The organism is Brevibacillus borstelensis (assembly GCF_036700025.1).
GTDB lineage: Bacteria > Bacillota > Bacilli > Brevibacillales > Brevibacillaceae > Brevibacillus > Brevibacillus borstelensis.
In genome coordinates this window covers 1,118,183-1,135,491 of the sequence record NZ_CP144922.1, presented here as the reverse complement: position 1 = coordinate 1,135,491, position 17,309 = coordinate 1,118,183, and the positions used below count along the sequence as shown (strand labels likewise).

The following is a 17,309-nucleotide window of genomic DNA, read 5'->3' as shown; positions in this document are numbered from 1 at the left end:
CAATCCAGCGCTCTTTTATGTGGCAATTCAGCTAATTGGGGCTCTGTTGTACAGATATGTTACTTTTAAAGGATAAACCCGTTTCTCTTGTACGGGGTTACCCTTTTATTTTTCAAGGTGGGGCCTGGGTGGCAACTGCCGCCGAGTCCTGCCGACCGATGGACCGCCAGTTGCCCATGGCCCCTCTCCACAAGCGTGAGCAGTTTCAATCTGCCAGTTTCAGTCCAAGAACAGTCACGATAATTCCCGCCATGCAAAACAGCCGCAGTCGGCTTCGCGGTTCGCGGAAAAACACCATACCGATGGCCGCAGACCCGAGTGTCCCGATACCCGTCCAAACGGTATAAGCCACGGATAACGGGATTTCTTGCATCGCGTGCGTCAGCAGACTGAAGCTGGCAAAGAAGCCGCCGTACAGAAGGAGATTATTGCTCCAGCTATTATGCTCGGCGACTTTTTTGATCCCGATCACGCCGATAATCTCAAGCAGCCCCGCCAAAATCAAATAAGCCCATGCCATTATCCGTCCCCCTTTACACTGCGCGTTTCAGAAGCTTTCAGACCGATGATAAACACGACAAGCAGCAGAACGAAAATCACCTTGACCGCAGAAAGCGGTTCTTTCAAATAGAGCGCTCCCGCCAGGATTGTGCCTACTGAGCCGATACCGGCGAAAACCGCATAAACGGTGCCGACTGGCAATACCTTGGCGGCCCGGATGAGAAGATCGAAGCTGGCAAAAATCGCGATCAGCGTATGAAGACCGATCGATCCGGTCTTGAAGCTGACAGCCCATACGATTTCGAGTATGCCTCCCATGAGGACGTATACCCATGCCCTGCCATGCGATAGCGTTTTTTCCGCGGCTCTTTGGTTCGATGCCTCTTTATTTGCGGCTTGGAAACCTGCCGATGGGGCAGGCATAGGATTGACTGCCCGCTTTTTCGGAAAGAAAGCAAACCACAAAGCCCACAGCGTGTGGATGGTCATGATCGTCGTCCAGACGGAGCTGATTTGATTGCCGAGGGCTTCCCGGTACAAATCAGGCTCCCGGTACATGATCCAGTTCACGATCTGTTCGATATAGGGATTGCCCGAAGGCCCGGAAGCAGGGGCAAGCCCAAACATGTAGGCCATTCCGAAGTGAGCGGCCGCAAAAACAGCAAAATGCCATCGCCAATATCTCCATTGTTGTTTCCCGTACTCATGATCGCCGACGGTCATCCTGCTCATCCCTCTCCTTTCCTCTCTCTTTCTCGTACCACTCAACGATTTGATCGATATAGGCCATCAGCTTGTAATCCAGGCCGTAAACGACGGGAGCATCGCCAGGCGAAGGCCTGATCAGTTCCCAATACTTTTCCATCACCTCCGTATTGCCTCCGAAAAATGCTTCCGCGCAATCCATAACCCGCTTTGCCAGGCGCTGTGCGACAGGTGATTGCGGAGGCTCGTGCATATGGTCCCGGATGTCCCTCAGCAGCTTGACCCATTCGTCGGCCTTCGGATCGTCTGTATCGAATGTCGGCAATCCGTCAATAACCTCGATTTCCTCCGGCGTAAAATGCTCATTGAAAAATTGCTCGCGAGATTCGTCGTTGCTCGGCTCTTTCTCAGGCTGCATCGCCTGAATAAACGAAAAAATGTCGTCGGTGCGAAAATCGCCCGTGATTTCGATCGAATACAGGGTGTGAAACAGCAATCGCTCCAAGCGCCGCAATCGCTCCATTTCTTCCCTGATCGTACCGATTTGTCCCCGGATCGCCTTTTTCCAGCGTATTTCGGCCGGGAGCGCATCCTCGGCATTGAGAATGTCCTTGATGCGCGACAACGGAAATCCGAGCTTTTTGAGAGCCGTGATTTGCTGCAGTTTCAATACATCCTCTTTTGAGTAATACCGGTACCCCGTCTCGGTTACCCTGGACGGTTTCAGCAAGCCCAATTCATCGTAATAATGCAAGGTTCTCACCGAGATATTTGTCCTCTTGCGCAGCTCACCGACACTGTACATCGCAGATACCTCCACGAAAGAATTCCGCTTCCTGCTATTTACAATAAACCCTGACGTATGCGTTAGGGTCAAATTTTTTTCAAAAGCACATTCTCATCCAAGAGACTCCAACCGTCCCTGAAATAATTCGCCACACTGCGAAATTGACTTCCGTGAAGGCGGGAAATACGTATTTTGCATGCGGGCTCCGGAAGACCACGGCGGACATGAATTGTACTCCGCCGGCTTCTACAAGAAAATTGTGCCGATGGAGCGTATCGAATTCACGCAGAGCATGGCCGACAAGGACGGAAACATCATCGATCCCGCTCAGGCAGGCGTCCCGGACTACCCGAAGGAAATTGAATTTGTGATCGAATTTAAAGCTCTGGGCGAGCAAACCGAACTGACGATTACCGAATCCGGTTGGACGCCGGGTCAAATGGCCGAATACGCCGTAATCGGCATGAACCAGTCGCTCGACAAGCTTGCGGAAAACGTAGGCTCGCTGCATCGGGAAATGAAGGAGAAGCAAAAGTAAGTACTGCATAGCCAAACCATGGTTTAAAGCTTCCCCCCCTGTCGTCCTCCCCTCGCCTTTCCGGCCAGCGGAGGGCGGCCTTTTTACGGGTGCCTGTTTGTGCAAAGCAAAGCGCTACGGCATCGGTTCGTACTCGTATTGTTATAAACACCGGTGTGATCAGAAGCAGAATTTCTTTTGATTCTTTTCTCTTCTTGAAAAATGGTTTATGATGAACATGCAACACGTTAGTATTCGCTAACATTGATAGAGGGGGGAAAATATGAGCTCGGGCAATCCGCATCTAAGTACCGGAGACAAAATTTTGTTGGCAGCCATCGATTTGATGGCCGAGAAAGGCTACAAAGGCGTTGTAGAGTAGAGAACTGAAACTTTCGGGCGACCGTATGGTCGCCTTGCTCATTTCAGCTCCCCCTCATCAAACCGTACGTGAGGTTTTCCCTCATACGGCTTTCCGATGTTCTTCTTTCTTTGGCATTCGGCTTACTTTATCCGGCTAATTTCAATAAACTACCCTGCGTGTTTTGTATGACCTTCAGCTTTCCGGCATGTTTATTCCGCTTGCTTCTTTTCTTGTTGCAGAAGATTGTAAGGCGTTCAATCACATACCAGTCTATCCGTCTTGCCCATCGTTTGGCGATGGGCGAGATGAAGTAGTAGTTCTTGAACCCCCTTAGCTTGCGATTTAGCCCTTTCACTAGCTCTTCTAGAGACAGAAACAGTTTGTTCCTTGGTGCAGTGTATTCCTTAATTTTACGTCTCATTTCCTTCATTGCTTTCTTAGCTGGTACATGAGACATAGCAAATACCTTGCTCCCCCCTTTGTTGAACACGGGGAATTTGCGATGGTGCAGCCCAAGAAAGTCAAACCCAGTGGAATTGTCCCAAATATTAACGAGTCTAGATTTCTCTTTACTGAGACTAAGCTCCAGCTTGTTTAGAATAGCCATCAGCACTTGAATGCTTTCCAATGCTTCTTGTTTGGTTCTGCACATGATAACGAAGTCATCCGCATAGCGGATAAGTGTGCCAAGATGGGAGAATTGATTTTCCCAAATGGTGTCCATGTAGTTTAGATAGATGTTTGAAAGAAGAGGCGAGATTACCCCTCCTTGCGGAGTTCCCAGTTCTGTTTCATGGAATTGATCATTTTCCATGACCCCAGCCTGCAGCCATTGTCGGATAAGTTTCAGAACACGTCTGTCGCTGATTCTCATTTCGACCAGTTTCATCAACTTCTCATGGTTGATGTTGTCGAAATACCCTTTAATGTCAACATCTACGACCCAATAACACCTCTTGCTTGCTTTGCGTATCTGTGCAATTGCCTGGTGAGCATTTCTTCCTGGCCGAAAGCCATAAGAACAGTCCCGAAAATCAGCTTCAAAGATCGGTTCAATGACTAGCTTAGTAGCCATTTGGACCACCCGATCCTTGATCGTCGGGATGCCGAGTGGACGTTTCTTGCCATCCGGTTTAGGGATGTAAGTTCGACGAACCGGATGTGGACGATACCGCTTTTCTTTTAAATCTAGATAGATCTCGTTAAGAAAACGGCTCTCCCCATACTCCTCCACAATCTGTGCGATGGATTGTCCGTCGATTCCTCCGCTCCCTTTATTTGCTTTTACTCTCCTCCAAGCTGTCGCTAGAATATCCGGGCGGTAGATTTTGTCATACAAGGCATGAAATCGCCGTTTTGAGTTTGCCTTGGCACAAAGATATAGGGTTGTCCAAAGTTGTCGAGCTTTTACATCGGTGTAGTTAGCAAGTTTACTTGCATTCACTCACTCTTACCTCCTTCGACCCGTGAACAAAGCAGGGCTCCTTCCCTCCATAAGGTTGTGTTGTCCTTATGTTCATCGGTACTATGAACCCCTCCGACTCCCTCTCTGCCATCCACCACTTCCCTTACGGTTATAGGTTTCCGTTTTACGCTCCTGACGGGGCGTGCAGAGTAGGGTCTCCCCAGTTCCGTTAACTACTTTCTCAACATACCGCTCCCCATACCCCGAGGGATTCATAGGTGCTGTATTCCAAGTTCTCCACACCGTCCTTGGCCTTCGCCCATATGAAACAAGCTCGGCTTCCCTTTGTCCACCTCTCGGTGGTCTTTCTTAACGAGGCTGCAGGATTCACTTTATGTTACGGCCTGCTGATTTGCTCGCACTCTTTCGAGTTACTTTGTCACAGGGCTTCAACCTTAGGATTTCTCCACCAGTTGCCTGTCAGCTACGAGGTGACTTGGCTCCTGCCTCGGTTGGACTTTCACCAACTAGCAATTAACGGCTTGCTGGGCACGCTCCACAAAAGAAATCTCGGCCGCGGCCGGTTTAAGCGAGATGACGCTGTTTCGCCACTTTGGCAGCAAGCAAAAGGTTCTCGAAACCGCAGTCGACCGCTTTTACTATACCGTGGAGATGAAACGGATTTTTGACGAAGAACTGGTGTGGGACTTGCAAGCGGACTTATTCCTCGTCAGCAAAACGTACCATCAGATCATGGGTCGCAATCGAAAAATCGTTATGATCGCGCTAAAAGACGGCGATTATTTGCCCGGGTTTCGGGAAAAGGCGAACAAACATCCACAGCAGCTAAAAGAATTGTTGACGGACTATTTCGCAGCCATGCAGAAAAGAGGCTTGATGATCACAACCGACCCGGAGGTCCAGGCCATGACCTTCATGTGGATGAACTTCGGCGCATTTGTAAGCAGCCTGACCAGCGGCCAGTTGATAACAAGCATTTCCATCGACGAATTTATCGAATCGAGTGTTCAGTTATTTGTCAGAGCTTTGACGCCATAGTTTTTAAAACAGTTGTTGTTAGTTAGTACTAACTATCATTTGCTTTCGCAACGTCAGTGAGGAGGTTATGATGATGGAAAACAATCCGCTCCAGAGGAAAGTGGAAAGAAGGAAGCACTTCTCGCACGATTCCGAAAAGCCGATCGGCTGGTATTTGAAACGGGTTGATAAGTTGATCACGCAAAACGTCAACGACATGTTCGCGCCTATGGGCTTAACACGCACCCATTGGCAGGCCCTCAACAACACATACCACGGACGCGTCAAAACAAGGAAGGACTTGCACGAACTGATTCACGACTTTGTCGATTTGAAAACATTGGACGACATCATTGACTCCCTGGTGCAAAGAGGCTGGATGATTCGTACAGAGAAGCCGGAGCTCGGCATTACCGAGCTTGAACTGACAGACGAAGGCAACGAAGCATTTCCAAGACTTGATGCGATTCTTTTTGAATTCGATAAACAGGTGTTTCAGGGGATCACGGAAGAAGAATACAAGACGGCGATCAAAGTGTTGGACCAATTGATTTGCAATTTAAACCATACTGCTCACTAGACTTTCCATTTCCCTCTTCTTTTTCGCATATCGAAAAGGAGCAAGACTATCCCACCCGATCAGAAAATTGCGCTTGGAGGCGATTCGATTTGGAGATAAGAACGAGACTGGCAGTAGAAAGCGACGCACAGGAGCTGGCCAGGTTAAACCAGCTGTTCAACGGTGGCGACAGGAGGCCTGTACCGGAAATCGTCGAGAGCATGCGCACGAGCAGCGAGTTGATCGCCGTAGCGGAATGCGATGGCAAAATCGTCGGATTCGGCTGCGCACAACGCTTCCAATCATTCTGTTACGAGGAGCTTCTGGGAGAAATAACAGAATTGTATGTGGAGAAGTCCGCTCGGGGAAAAGGAGCGGCTGCGTCCTTGATTGCTTTTTTGGAAACGCACCTGAAACAGCGCGGAGTCACGGAAGTGAAGGTATTGACTGGCAGACAAAACGCCGCTGCGATTCGGACATATGAGCGCTGCGGCTATGCAGTGGATGACGAGGTATTGCTCAAAAAACTGCTGAGCGGGGAACCGACGGATACACAAGCGCTACCGTGAATAAAAAACAGGCAGCAGCTGTTTCGGATTGTATTTTCGCACCCGAATTTGCTGCTGCATTTTTTTGTAATTGCGAGTAGCGGGCGATTCGAATTTTCGCCTGCTAACTTGTATCGTCCACCTAAGGTGTATTTATAAATTAGCGACTCTCTCCAGCTTCGCCTCTGCTTCGAGCAAACGCTTGTTGAGGACGTCGATTTTGGACTCATGTGTTTCGGTTTTCGTTTTGACAAGCTTGAGCATGCCCAGTACCTCATCCTGCTGGGAGTGTTCGATCCGGTTTACGGATTTTTGCAGGTCGTCCAGCCTCGATTCGACGCGGTCCAGAGAGCTTTCAAAACCTTGCAGCTTGGGTTCTACGCTGCCTTGAAACGCTGTCAGCCTCGTATCGAGCCCCACTATTTTCGATTCCATCCGGTCAATGGTGCTTTGGAATTCCGTCATTCTCGTTTCCATCCGGTCTACGCTGCTCTGGAACTCCGTCATTTTCGTTTCCATCCGGTCTACGGTGCTCTGAAATTCCGTCATTCTCGTTTCCATCCGGTCTACGCTGCTCTGGAATTCCGTCATTCTCGTTTCCATCCGGTCCAAGCGGTTCGTCAGCTTCTGAAATTCAGCAAACATCCTGTCCAAAACGTTTTCCAAATCAGACATCCGAAACACTCCCCCAGTCTTCTGTGTTCATTATACAATAGCAGCTATGCTTTTGTACCAAAATGAAAACTATACCAGGCCGCCGCCGTAATCCAGATCCGGGCCCGCCTGCGTTCGCAGCTTCTGTTCCAGCCGCTCGATCCGCTTGCGGTACGCTGCCTCCTCTGCTTTGGACCTGCGGCGCAGCAGCGCCGCTTTCTGCTTCCACCGGTCATACCCGGCTTCCGCGAAGAGAAGCGCCTTCTCCAAGTCCTTTACCTGATGCTCGTACAGCTTGGCCATCTCGATCAACACATCTTCCGGGAGAGTGACCCCGGAATTGCCGAGACCCTCCCATACCAGCAAAGCCCGGCGCCAGTCCTTTTGCCTCTTGTAACAGCTCCCCATCGCGATACGAGCCTTGTCGCGAAGCGGATGAACGCTGTCGGCAACGAGCCGGTACGCCTGCATGGCCCGCTCGGTATCGCCCAGCGCTTCATACCATCGCCCTACCTTGAATCGCTCTTCCTCAGAGATGTCGGCCTGCTGCTCGTGTGACAGCAAGAGTGCTGACAGATGAATGTAGAGCGTGATCAGGGAAAGGACGTCGATTTCATTGTGCCGCAAAACCCCTGCCACCGTGTCCGGGTTTTTGTCTGTCAAATAGTCAAAATACCGGATAGGAGCCAGATACCCCGGGACATCGTCTTCCCTCACCACGCCCAGTTTTTCCCGCTCGATCAGGGAAAGCCGGCAAGACTCCAGATCCTCCCGCCACAACCGCCGCGCTCCGTGCAGCAAATCGTAATGGCCAAATGCCGGAAGCCGGGGAACAAGATCACGCAATAGCGTGTGCCGGGTCTTTACCTGCGGCCAGTCAAATGACTTCCCGTTGTACGTCACAAGGTGGGTAGCCGTCTGCGAATCCTCCAAAAAAGAGCGGTAGAGCGCTGCTTCCGAATAAGGAGCGGCCAAAAAATGCTGCCTGACGATGACGCTCTCGCCGTCCATTCGGCTGTGCCCGAGCAGAAAGACCGTGTTTCCCGTCCCGCCGTGCAGCCCCGTCGTCTCCGTATCGAAAAACAGCAGGTCCTCCACTGATCTCCCGGATGCTGACAGGGGGTGTTCAAACCCGGCCCTCTCCCATGCCGCAATCGTCTCGTACAAACCGGCAAATGCATAATGGCCATGCCTCTGGCTGATCGGGTAGCGCACCTCCCGTACCATGACATGCTCGTCTTCCCAAAAGTACGGCTTGGCTCCCAGCTCCATCCATTTGTCCATGAACGGAATTTCTTCCATATTAGCCTGAGAATTGACAGGCGCCGAGTCAGGTTGTGCAGTACCGCGGGCTGGTTGAGGTGCACTGAAGGGCGTCGGTTCCTGGGCTGCGGAAGGTGCTGGTTCAAATAGACCGGAAGACGCCGGTTCATGCCCCGCGGAAGGCGCTGGCTCGAACGGACCGGAAGACGCCGGTTCCAACATACCCCCGGCTCTTCCGGTATCTTTCAACCGGCTCCCTTGCTGCTGAGGCGCTTCCTTGGTCAAATGGTCCTTGAACCGATTCAGCTTGCTTTTAAGAGACATGCAGACTTCCTCCCTGCGCCACCCGCAAGAGCGTGCGCGCCAATTCCTTTCCACCGTCCTCCGCCGCGCCCACACAGGACGGGCAGCCTGATTCGCACGGACAAGAGAGGATCAGCTCCTCGGCCCTCGCGAGAATCGTATCCATCTCTTTGTACACCTGCTCGCTCAAGCCGATGCCGCCAGGGTAACGGTCGTACAGAAAAATCGTCGGTGCCCCGGAATGAATGGCCTTGCGTTGCGGGATGACGTGGAGGTCCATGCGGTCGCACATAACGAACAGCGGAGCGACGTGCTGCAGGACGTGCGCGAGTCCGACCAGACCGCGTTCTACCTCGCTTTTCCCGACTTCATTCATCACCTGCTCGGAAAAGCTGAGCCAAGCGGCATTCGTATGCAGCTCCTCCTCGGGCAGGTGAATCGGACCGGAGCCGATGTTTTCATGCGTCTCGAATTTGATCTTTTTGAAAATCGTCGCCATCGCATTCACAGTGACTTCTCCGTAGGCAAATTCCGTCTCGGCCGCCCGCCGCGTCTGGTCTTCCTCCAGCACCCTCAGTTGGACAGCCAGGTTGGCATCGGTGTAGTAGTCGACCTGGACTTCCCTGACATAGGCCTTCTTCTCCTCGTAGTCCAGCTTTTCCACCTGGTACTGCGTCCCTTGATGCAGGTAAATGGCTTCGTCATGCAGGAGGGTCATCGAGCTGAAGCGGTCCATTTCCCCGATTACCCTTTCGTTGCCCCGCTCGGAAATGTCAATGATCACGACGTTTTCTTGGGAAGCCGAGCGCAGACTGATGTTGTGGGCCGGGAAAGAATCGTTCATCCAGAACCACTTTCCTTTGGCATGGTGCAGGATCTGCTCCTCGGTCAAAAACTCCAGAATCTCCATAATCTCGGCTCGTCCAAAACGGTCCCCTTTGGAAAAGGGAAGCTCGTACGCCGCGCATTTGATATGGTCGACGAGGATAATCAGGTTGTCCGGATTGATCCGCGCGGACTCCGGACTCCGCTCGAAAAAGTACTCCGGGTGCTGGATCACGTACTGGTCGAGCGGCGTAGAGCTGCCGACCAGCACGACGACCGATTCCCCCTGACGGCGGCCTGCCCGTCCGGCCTGCTGCCATGTGCTCGCAACCGAGCCGGGATATCCGGTGATGACGCATACCTGGAGCTGGCCGATATCTACCCCTAGCTCCAGCGCATTGGTACTGACTACACCGATGATGTCTCCCTGGCGAAGCCCCTTCTCAATCGCCCTTCGCTGGCTCGGCAAATAGCCGCCGCGATAGCCCTGAATCGTCTTTTCGCCCAGCTTTCGCTTGATCAGCTCCTGCAGGTATTTGAGCAGGATTTCGACGCGGACCCGGCTGCGGGCAAACAAGATCGTCTGAATGCCATTGGTGAGAAACAGCTCGGTGATGTCCCTGGCCTCCAGCGTCGAGCTGCGCCTGATGTTCAACTGCTTGTTTACGACAGGGGGATTGTAAAAGATGAAGTGCTTTTTTCCGGCCGGAGCGCCGTTGTTGTCCACCAGCACGACGTTTTCCTCTGTCAGCTGCTCTGCCAGCTCGCGAGGGTTTGCGATCGTGGCAGACGTGCAAATAAACTGCGGGCTGCTCCCGTAAAAGGCGCAAATCCGTTTCAGGCGGCGGATTACGTTGGCCACATGGCTTCCAAAAACGCCCCGGTATGTATGCAGCTCGTCGATGACGATGTATTTCAGATGTTCAAAAAAGGAGACCCATTTGGTGTGGTGAGGCAAAATGGCAGAATGAAGCATGTCCGGATTGGTGATTACGATATTGCCGGCTTTGCGGATCGTCTGTCTGATCTGCGCCGGGGTATCGCCGTCATACGTATCCGACTTGATCGACAGCCCCATCTCGTCGATCAGCTCGTGCAGCTCGCTTTTTTGATCCTGGGCCAGCGCCTTCGTGGGGAACAGGTAAAGGGCTCGTGCCTCCGGGTTTTCTGTCAGCGTTTGCAAGACAGGCAAGTGATAGCACATGCTTTTGCCCGAAGCGGTAGGAGTCACGGCTACGATGTGCTTGCCTTCGCGGGCATGACGAAAAGACGTCTCCTGATGGGTGTACAAGGAAGGAATCCCTCTTCCCGCCAGAGCCCCCCGAATTCTCGGGTCCAGATCATCAGGAAAAGGAACGGTAGCGGCTTCTCGGGGCGGTATGACCTTCCAGTGCTCTATGTTTGCGCGAAAACGCTCATCCTGTTTCAAGTTTTCCAGTATCTTCGCCAGATCCATTTTGATTTTCATCTCGTTCACCTTCTTTCACTTATTTTACGAATGAATGTTCGGGTTGTAAATGCATGAAGTCCTGGAATCAAAATAAAAGCCGCAGTCCGGATCGTTAAACTGCTGTACATCCGCGAGCATTTAAGTGGACAACCCTTTTTAAAATCGGTAATCTGGAGATGAATCTCTTTCGTCAACGAGATTTTTCCCTTGCAGTTTTGCGACACGTTCGTCTCTCATGTTCGCGCTGAAAACCGGTTCTTACTCGCGTTTTCCTGCTCAGAGCATGATACGGGATTTATACAGACGCGATCGAATGCATGGACGCGGATTCTTTTGGCAATAATAAAAAGTTACGTAGTGTTACAAGGTAGGTACTCAGAGTTACTCGTTACTCAGAGTTAATCAGACTTACTCAGAGTTAATCAGAGTTTACTCAGAATTACACGGAATTGTGGCAGAATTAAGCAGAGTTACGCAGACTAGCACGAGCAACTAGCACTACCACCGGTCCTGAGCCGGGTTCGGCAGTTTCCACCATATAGGAGGTATTCAATCGATGATGAAAATAGGATCGCACGTATCATTCTCCGGGAAAGGGCTGCTGAATGCGGCAGAAGAAGCAGCCACCTACGGATCGAGCACGTTCATGATCTATACAGGAGCCCCGCAAAATACGCGGCGCAAACCGATTGAGGAGCAATTTATCGACGAAGGCAGGGCTGTGATGGACAAAAACGGCATTGAAGAGATCGTCGTCCATGCGCCGTACATTATTAACCTGGGTTCGTACAAGGAAGACACGTTTGAGCTAGCTGTCCGCTTTTTGCAGGAAGAAATACGGCGAACGAGCTATCTCGGCGTACAAAATATCGTGCTTCACCCGGGCGCTTACACCGACAAGGATGCCGAATACGGGATTGAGCGCATCGCGGAAGGGCTGAATGAAGTATTAAGCGGCGTCAAAGACACGGACGTGAAAATCGCGCTGGAGACGATGGCGGGCAAAGGAACAGAGATCGGCCGCAGCTTTGAGGAAATCGCGGCGATCATCGACAAGGTAGACGACAACTACAGGCTGAGCGTATGCATGGATACATGCCATATTCACGATGCCGGCTATGATATCGTCAACGATTTCGACGGTGTCCTCGACGAGTTCGACCGGATCATCGGTCTGGACCGTCTGGCGGTTGTCCACCTCAACGACAGCAAGAACTTCCGGGGAGCCCGCAAAGACCGCCACGCCCCGGTAGGTGCGGGAATGATCGGCTTTGATGCGATGAAATACATCGTCGATCACGAGAAGATCCGCCATTTGCCGCTTGTGTTGGAAACGCCGTGGATCGGAAAGGAAAAAGGCAAGGAACGTCCCATGTACGAAGCGGAGATTGCCCTTTTGCGGGGCGATGTGGAAGGCAGGTTCGGCGACGAATTCCTCGATCATGTGGAGCGTCTGGATTACTTCTTGCGGAAACAAGCGGATGGCCGCGAACCGATGGAGCGTTTGTACGATATGGTTGCGGAAGCCAGACTCTTCACCGACCTGAGCGAAGAGCAGATCAACCACCGGCTGATCGCCTGGTTTGCAAGCAAACACATTATGTAGAAACTGAAAGTGAAAAAAGGGTCCCCTTTCGTCGAGGGAACCCTTTTCTTTTTTGCTTTTCCTTTTTATTTTTCCGTGTTCCTTTTTCCTCGTATTTCCTGCTTTACATGTTCCCTACCCCGCCTGCTGCGCCATACCGCTTCCGGCAAACTGACTGTTGTACAATTCGGCATAGAATCCGCCGGCCCGCAGCAGCTCCTCGTGGTTGCCCTGCTCGATGACGCTGCCGTTGTTCATGACGAGAATCAGGTCCGCGTCGCGGATCGTCGAAAGCCGGTGGGCAATGACAAAGCTCGTTCGCCCTTCCATCAGCCCGCTCATCGCTTTCTGGATGAGCAGCTCGGTTCTCGTGTCGACGCTGCTCGTCGCTTCGTCGAGAATCAGGATCGCGGGATCGGCCAGGAATGCCCGGGCTATCGTCAAAAGCTGCTTCTGGCCTTGCGAGATATTCGACGCCTCTTCGTTCAGAATCGTGTCGTATCCGTCCGGAAGCGTTCTGACAAAATGGTCGGCGTGGGCCGCCTGGGCCGCTTGCAGCACCTCCTCATCTGTCGCCCCGGCGCGGCCGTACGCGATGTTTTCGCGGATCGAGCCGTTGAACAGCCACGTATCCTGCAGCACCATGCCGAACAAGCTGCGCAGTTCGCCCCGCGGCAGCTCCCGGATGTCCCTGCCGTCAATCGTAATCCTGCCTTCGCCGATTTCATAAAACCGCATGAGCAGGTTGACGAGCGTAGTCTTGCCCGCCCCGGTCGGTCCGACGATCGCGACCGTCATGCCCGGCTTCACGTCGATATTCATATCCCGGATGAGCGGCTCCTCTTCCTTGTAGCCAAAGGAGACATGCTCGAATCGCACATGGCCCTGAGGCGAGAAGGTCCCTGCCATCGAGACAGGTTCTGCGGACTCTTCCGGTTCGTCGAGAACTTCAAAGACCCGTTCAGCGGCGGCAAGAGTCGACTGGATGACGTTGGCGATGTTCGCCGTCTGGGTGATCGGCTGGGAGAATTGCTGGGCGTATTGAATGAACGCCTGCACGTCCCCGATCCTGATGCTGCCCCGGGTGACGAGCACGCCGCCGACTACGCAGACGAGCACAAAGCCGATATTGGAGACGAGCATCATCAGCGGCATCATGATGCCGGAGATAAACTGGGCCTTCCAGGCGGACTCATGCAGCCGCTCATTGATCGTGTCAAACTTCTCGACAGCGCTTTGCTCCCGGCCAAACGCCTTTACGATTTTATGTCCGGTATACATTTCCTCCACATGGCTGTTCAATTCCCCGAGCGCCTGCTGCTGCCCTTTGAAGTGGGGCCGCGAACGGGAGGCGATCGCCCTGATCACGACGAAGCTGAGGGGCAGCGTCAAGATCAGGATGAGCGTCATCAGCGGGCTGATGGTCAGCATCATCACAATCACGCCGATCAGCGTAATGATCGAGGTGATCATCTGCGTCAAGCTCTGCTGCAGCGTGCCGCTGATCGTATCCACGTCATTTACGACGCGGCTCATCACTTCCCCGTGAGACCGGGCATCGAAGTATTTGAGCGGCAGGCGGGCCAGCTTTTCATCTACTTGCTTGCGAAGCGTATAGACCGTCTTCTGGGCCACGCCTGCCATCAGGTACTGCTGGATATAGGCAAATGCCGAGGAAGCGATATACAGCCCGATCAAGACCATAATGATATGCCAGACGTAGGCAAAATCAATCGCAGCGCCAGGGACGCCGTTTACCTTTGCCATGAAGCCTTCAAAAAGCTTTGTCGTCGCATCGCCGAGCAGCTTTGGACTGACGATGCCAAAAACGGTGCTGAGTGCTGCAGTCAAAAGTACAGCTGTCAGCTTCATGCGGTACGGCTTCAAATAACCGAGCAGCCGCCGCAGCGTCCCTTTAAAATTCTTTGCTTTCTGCCCCGGCATAGACAGCATGCCGGGTCCTCCGAATCCCATCGGGCCTTTGTGGCCGCCCGGTCCCGGGCCAGCCCCGGGAGCACCCGGAGACATGCCGCGTTTTTGCTCGCTCATGCGATCTCCTCCTCCGTCTGCTGAGATGTGACGATCTCCCGGTAGACACCGCATGTTTCCATCAGCTCTGCATGGGTGCCGATGCCTGCTACACCGCCTTCCTCCAGCACGATGATCTGGTCGGCATCCATGACAGTGCTGACCCGCTGCGCAACGATAATCACCGTCGCAGCCTGCGTTTCATCTTTCAAGGCCGCCCGGAGTCGGGCATCTGTTTTGTAGTCGAGCGCGGAGAAGCTGTCATCAAATACGTATACGTCCGGCTTGCGGATGAGCGCCCTGGCGATGGATAGCCGCTGCTTCTGTCCGCCCGACACGTTCATGCCGCCCTGCGCGATGACCGAATCGAAGCCGTCCTTCATCCCCGCGATAAACTCGGAAGCCTGGGCGATTTCAGCCGCATGGCAGAGCTCCTCGTCGGTCGCGTCTTCTTTTCCGTAGCGGATATTGTCCGCGATCGTCCCGCTGAACAGCAGCGCTTTTTGGGGAACGAACCCGATTCTGGACCGGAGCGCCTCCTGGGACAGCTCCCGGACATCGACTCCGCCGATGCGGACGCTGCCGCTCTCCACGTCGTAGAAACGAGGGATCAGGCTGACGAGTGTCGTCTTCCCCGATCCGGTTCCGCCGATGATCGCTGTCACCTGGCCGGGCAGAGCCTCAAAGGAAATCCCGGAAAGCGCCGACTTTTCCGCGCCGGGGTAACGAAACGACACCTGATCAAACACGACGCTGGCCGGTCCATGAGCCGCCGCTGTCGCGCTATCCCGGTCCACAATGACCGGCTCTGTTTGCAGCACCTCCCGGATGCGGGCCGCCGAAGCGGAAGCACGCGGCAGCATGTTGAACATCATCGAAGCCATCATGAGCGAGAACAGGATTTGCATGGCATACTGCAAAAACGCCATCAAATCCCCGACTTGGATATGCCCCTCGCTGATGCGCAAGCCCCCGAACCAGATGATCGCGATCGAAGTGACATTCATCAGCAGCATCATGACAGGCATGATGGCTGCCATGATCTGGGCCGCCTTGATCGAGGTAGCGGTCAGATCCTCGTTGGCAGCATCGAACCTCTCCCGCTCGTGGTCTGTCCGGTTGAAAGCGCGGACGACGCGAATGCCGGTCAAATATTCGCGCAGGACGAGATTCAGTTTGTCAATCTTCGTCTGCATCGCTTTGAAATACGGGATTCCTTTTGATCCGATCAGGTAAATCGCCAAAGCCAAAACCGGAATCACGGCGATGATGACGAGCGACAGCTTGGCGTCTTTGGAGACAGCCATGATAATTCCACCGATACACATCATCGGAGCCATAACCATCATCCTCAGCATCATGATCAGCACCTGCTGGAGCTGCGTGATGTCATTGGTCGTCCGGGTGATGAGCGAAGCTGTGCCGAGCTTGTCGAACTCCTGCAGCGAAAACCGCTCGACATGGCTGAAAACGCTGCTGCGAAGCCGCATGCCGAAGCCCGATGCCGTCCGCGAAGCCAGGTAGCTGGCACCGACAGAAAGCGCCGCGCCGACCGCAGAGACGAGCAGCATCAGCCCGCCGATTTTCAAAATGTAAGGCGTGTTTTCTTTGACGACGCCTTCGTTGACGATATCCGACATCAACGTCGGCAGATACAGATTTGCTATCGATTGCAACAGCACAAATACCATCGTCCAGATGATCATGGACCGGTAAGGCCGCAAATACCGCATTAATGTACGCAAAATAACCACCCTCCGGACCTCATTGAACTCGGCTGCAAAGCTTAGACAGGGCGAAGCATCAACGCGCAGGACAACGCCGCATCGCGGATTTCCGTCTCCAGCAGCTCTTTGACTTCCTCCAGGCTATGGCCTTGCTTCAACAGTTCATCGTTTCTCTGCCGCAAATGCGCCATGCCATGCATCATCGCCCCCCAGAACTGGTCCGTGAGCAGTTCCGGAGACATGCGGCGCACTTCTCCCGCATCCATTCCCATCTTCAGCTTCTCAACCATCACTTGCAATTTGGTGTCTCTCCAGAGCAATCCTTTTATTTCCTCTTTGCCAAACAGCTCGCGCAAGTCGTGGCGCATCCGGAAAAAAAACAGCACGTGGTCGGATTGTTCAAACAGGTTGTTGAACATGGTATTGGCAAATTGTTGGCACAGCTCGACCGCGGACCCCTCCTGGCCGAAGTGGGTGCGGATGTGATTGTTGGACAAATCGAACATGTGCAAAAAAAGATCGCGGAACAACGACAGCTTGTCTTTGTAGTAGTAATAGACAAGTCCTCTGGCAACGCCCGCTCGTTCCGCGACATCGCCAATATCGGCGGCTGCGTATCCTTTTTCAACGTAAACACTGAGTGCGCCCCTCATGATCGCTTCTTTGCGCCGGGCACGGATTTCTTCGTTTTGCTCTTTCGTCCGAGGCACGGTTTGTTCACCGCCTTTTTTGATTGACTTTTTTGTCAGTCAAAATATAAACCTATTGTCAGGTTTCTGTCAATAGCCGAACTGCGAGATTCTATTCAGTAGTTTGTTTCAGCGAAAGGCCGCGTTGTTGACAAAGGGGGGCACAAGTTCAAATCCCTGCAACTCCCCGCTCCGAAACATTGCACGAGAAAAGACCAGACCGCCCTGCACAGGCGAACTGGTCTTTTTCTTCTTCCGGTTATTACTTGCTTTACAATCGGCAGCATCGACGGCGATCCTGCTCGGCGCCGGAAACCCTGCTCCAGGCCGGAAACTCTGCTTTCTCAAAGCGGCTTTCTCC

The 17,309-nt window shown here is 53.0% G+C and carries 15 protein-coding genes; 5 read left to right on the top strand and 10 right to left on the bottom strand.

Annotated features, from left to right (window positions below; genetic code table 11):
- Window positions 1–205: 205 nt before the first annotated feature.
- The 3 genes from V5G20_RS05260 to V5G20_RS05250 are packed head-to-tail and all read right to left on the bottom strand — an operon-like array spanning window position 206 to window position 2,011.
- Entirely contained in the window at window positions 206–520 is a 315-nt protein-coding gene (locus V5G20_RS05260; protein ID WP_003390013.1) for a DMT family transporter, read from the bottom strand.
- Window positions 520–1,233: a DMT family transporter gene (locus V5G20_RS05255; RefSeq protein ID WP_227278035.1), complete on the bottom strand. Its 714-nt coding sequence runs from the start codon at window positions 1,231–1,233 to the stop codon at window positions 520–522. The genes V5G20_RS05260 and V5G20_RS05255 overlap by 1 nt, the downstream gene beginning before the upstream one ends.
- Window positions 1,205–2,011: a MerR family transcriptional regulator gene (locus V5G20_RS05250; RefSeq protein ID WP_003390015.1), complete on the bottom strand. Its 807-nt coding sequence runs from the start codon at window positions 2,009–2,011 to the stop codon at window positions 1,205–1,207. The genes V5G20_RS05255 and V5G20_RS05250 overlap by 29 nt, the downstream gene beginning before the upstream one ends.
- Before the next feature lie 178 nt (window positions 2,012–2,189).
- Here V5G20_RS05250 and V5G20_RS05245 point away from each other — a divergent pair, with 178 nt between their 5' ends.
- The gene (locus V5G20_RS05245) at window positions 2,190–2,531 is read left to right on the top strand and encodes an SRPBCC domain-containing protein (protein WP_024985538.1); all 342 of its coding nucleotides are present in this window, start codon (window positions 2,190–2,192) and stop codon (window positions 2,529–2,531) included.
- Between the two features lie 488 nt (window positions 2,532–3,019).
- Here V5G20_RS05245 and ltrA read toward each other — a convergent pair whose 3' ends face one another.
- Window positions 3,020–4,318, bottom strand: coding sequence for a group II intron reverse transcriptase/maturase (gene ltrA / locus V5G20_RS05240; RefSeq protein WP_024985477.1), 1,299 nt, complete (start codon window positions 4,316–4,318; stop codon window positions 3,020–3,022).
- 555 nt (window positions 4,319–4,873) lie between these two features.
- Between ltrA and V5G20_RS05235 the strand changes: the two genes are divergently transcribed.
- The 3 genes from V5G20_RS05235 (at window position 4,874) to V5G20_RS05225 (ending at window position 6,445) form a co-directional block, all read left to right on the top strand.
- The gene (locus tag V5G20_RS05235; RefSeq protein ID WP_338463211.1) at window positions 4,874–5,338 is read left to right on the top strand and encodes a TetR/AcrR family transcriptional regulator; all 465 of its coding nucleotides are present in this window, start codon (window positions 4,874–4,876) and stop codon (window positions 5,336–5,338) included.
- 73 nt (window positions 5,339–5,411) lie between these two features.
- Window positions 5,412–5,897, top strand: coding sequence for a MarR family winged helix-turn-helix transcriptional regulator (locus tag V5G20_RS05230; RefSeq protein WP_172920407.1), 486 nt, complete (start codon window positions 5,412–5,414; stop codon window positions 5,895–5,897).
- Window positions 5,898–5,986: 89 nt separating this feature from the next.
- Window positions 5,987–6,445 (top strand): GNAT family N-acetyltransferase, encoded by a 459-nt coding sequence (locus V5G20_RS05225; protein ID WP_003390019.1) that lies wholly within the window; start codon window positions 5,987–5,989, stop codon window positions 6,443–6,445.
- 132 nt (window positions 6,446–6,577) lie between these two features.
- Here V5G20_RS05225 and V5G20_RS05220 read toward each other — a convergent pair whose 3' ends face one another.
- The 3 genes from V5G20_RS05220 to V5G20_RS05210 form a co-directional block, all read right to left on the bottom strand.
- On the bottom strand, window positions 6,578–7,099 hold the full coding sequence (locus tag V5G20_RS05220) for a hypothetical protein (RefSeq protein WP_338463208.1): 522 nt from the start codon (window positions 7,097–7,099) through the stop codon (window positions 6,578–6,580).
- Window positions 7,100–7,168: 69 nt separating this feature from the next.
- Window positions 7,169–8,665: a ribonuclease H-like domain-containing protein gene (locus tag V5G20_RS05215; protein WP_327927257.1), complete on the bottom strand. Its 1,497-nt coding sequence runs from the start codon at window positions 8,663–8,665 to the stop codon at window positions 7,169–7,171.
- Window positions 8,655–10,937, bottom strand: a complete 2,283-nt coding sequence (locus V5G20_RS05210) for a DEAD/DEAH box helicase (RefSeq protein ID WP_172920410.1) — start codon at window positions 10,935–10,937, stop codon at window positions 8,655–8,657. Before V5G20_RS05210 ends, V5G20_RS05215 begins: the two co-directional genes overlap by 11 nt.
- Before the next feature lie 538 nt (window positions 10,938–11,475).
- Between V5G20_RS05210 and V5G20_RS05205 the strand changes: the two genes are divergently transcribed.
- Window positions 11,476–12,525 carry a deoxyribonuclease IV gene (locus tag V5G20_RS05205; protein WP_338463205.1) on the top strand — a complete coding sequence of 350 codons (1,050 nt, stop codon included), beginning with the start codon at window positions 11,476–11,478 and terminating at the stop codon, window positions 12,523–12,525.
- A 114-nt stretch (window positions 12,526–12,639) separates the two neighbouring features.
- Here V5G20_RS05205 and V5G20_RS05200 read toward each other — a convergent pair whose 3' ends face one another.
- The 3 genes from V5G20_RS05200 to V5G20_RS05190 are packed head-to-tail and all read right to left on the bottom strand — an operon-like array spanning window position 12,640 to window position 16,969.
- Window positions 12,640–14,553, bottom strand: a complete 1,914-nt coding sequence (locus V5G20_RS05200) for an ABC transporter ATP-binding protein (RefSeq protein ID WP_172920411.1) — start codon at window positions 14,551–14,553, stop codon at window positions 12,640–12,642.
- Window positions 14,550–16,277, bottom strand: coding sequence for an ABC transporter ATP-binding protein (locus tag V5G20_RS05195; protein ID WP_003390026.1), 1,728 nt, complete (start codon window positions 16,275–16,277; stop codon window positions 14,550–14,552). Before V5G20_RS05195 ends, V5G20_RS05200 begins: the two co-directional genes overlap by 4 nt.
- Before the next feature lie 41 nt (window positions 16,278–16,318).
- Window positions 16,319–16,969, bottom strand: coding sequence for a TetR/AcrR family transcriptional regulator (locus tag V5G20_RS05190; protein ID WP_039070149.1), 651 nt, complete (start codon window positions 16,967–16,969; stop codon window positions 16,319–16,321).
- Window positions 16,970–17,309: the final 340 nt, after the last annotated feature.

Coding starts and splice junctions, on each gene's coding strand:
- V5G20_RS05260 (WP_003390013.1), bottom strand. CDS start 520: ATGGCATGGGCTTATTTGATTTTGGCGGGGCTGCTTGAGATTATCGGC.
- V5G20_RS05255 (WP_227278035.1), bottom strand. CDS start 1,233: ATGAGCAGGATGACCGTCGGCGATCATGAGTACGGGAAACAACAATGG.
- V5G20_RS05250 (WP_003390015.1), bottom strand. CDS start 2,011: ATGTACAGTGTCGGTGAGCTGCGCAAGAGGACAAATATCTCGGTGAGA.
- V5G20_RS05245 (WP_024985538.1), top strand. CDS start 2,190: ATGCGGGCTCCGGAAGACCACGGCGGACATGAATTGTACTCCGCCGGC.
- V5G20_RS05235 (WP_338463211.1), top strand. CDS start 4,874: ATGACGCTGTTTCGCCACTTTGGCAGCAAGCAAAAGGTTCTCGAAACC.
- V5G20_RS05230 (WP_172920407.1), top strand. CDS start 5,412: ATGGAAAACAATCCGCTCCAGAGGAAAGTGGAAAGAAGGAAGCACTTC.
- V5G20_RS05220 (WP_338463208.1), bottom strand. CDS start 7,099: ATGTCTGATTTGGAAAACGTTTTGGACAGGATGTTTGCTGAATTTCAG.
- V5G20_RS05215 (WP_327927257.1), bottom strand. CDS start 8,665: ATGTCTCTTAAAAGCAAGCTGAATCGGTTCAAGGACCATTTGACCAAG.
- V5G20_RS05210 (WP_172920410.1), bottom strand. CDS start 10,937: ATGAAAATCAAAATGGATCTGGCGAAGATACTGGAAAACTTGAAACAG.
- V5G20_RS05205 (WP_338463205.1), top strand. CDS start 11,476: ATGATGAAAATAGGATCGCACGTATCATTCTCCGGGAAAGGGCTGCTG.
- V5G20_RS05200 (WP_172920411.1), bottom strand. CDS start 14,553: ATGAGCGAGCAAAAACGCGGCATGTCTCCGGGTGCTCCCGGGGCTGGC.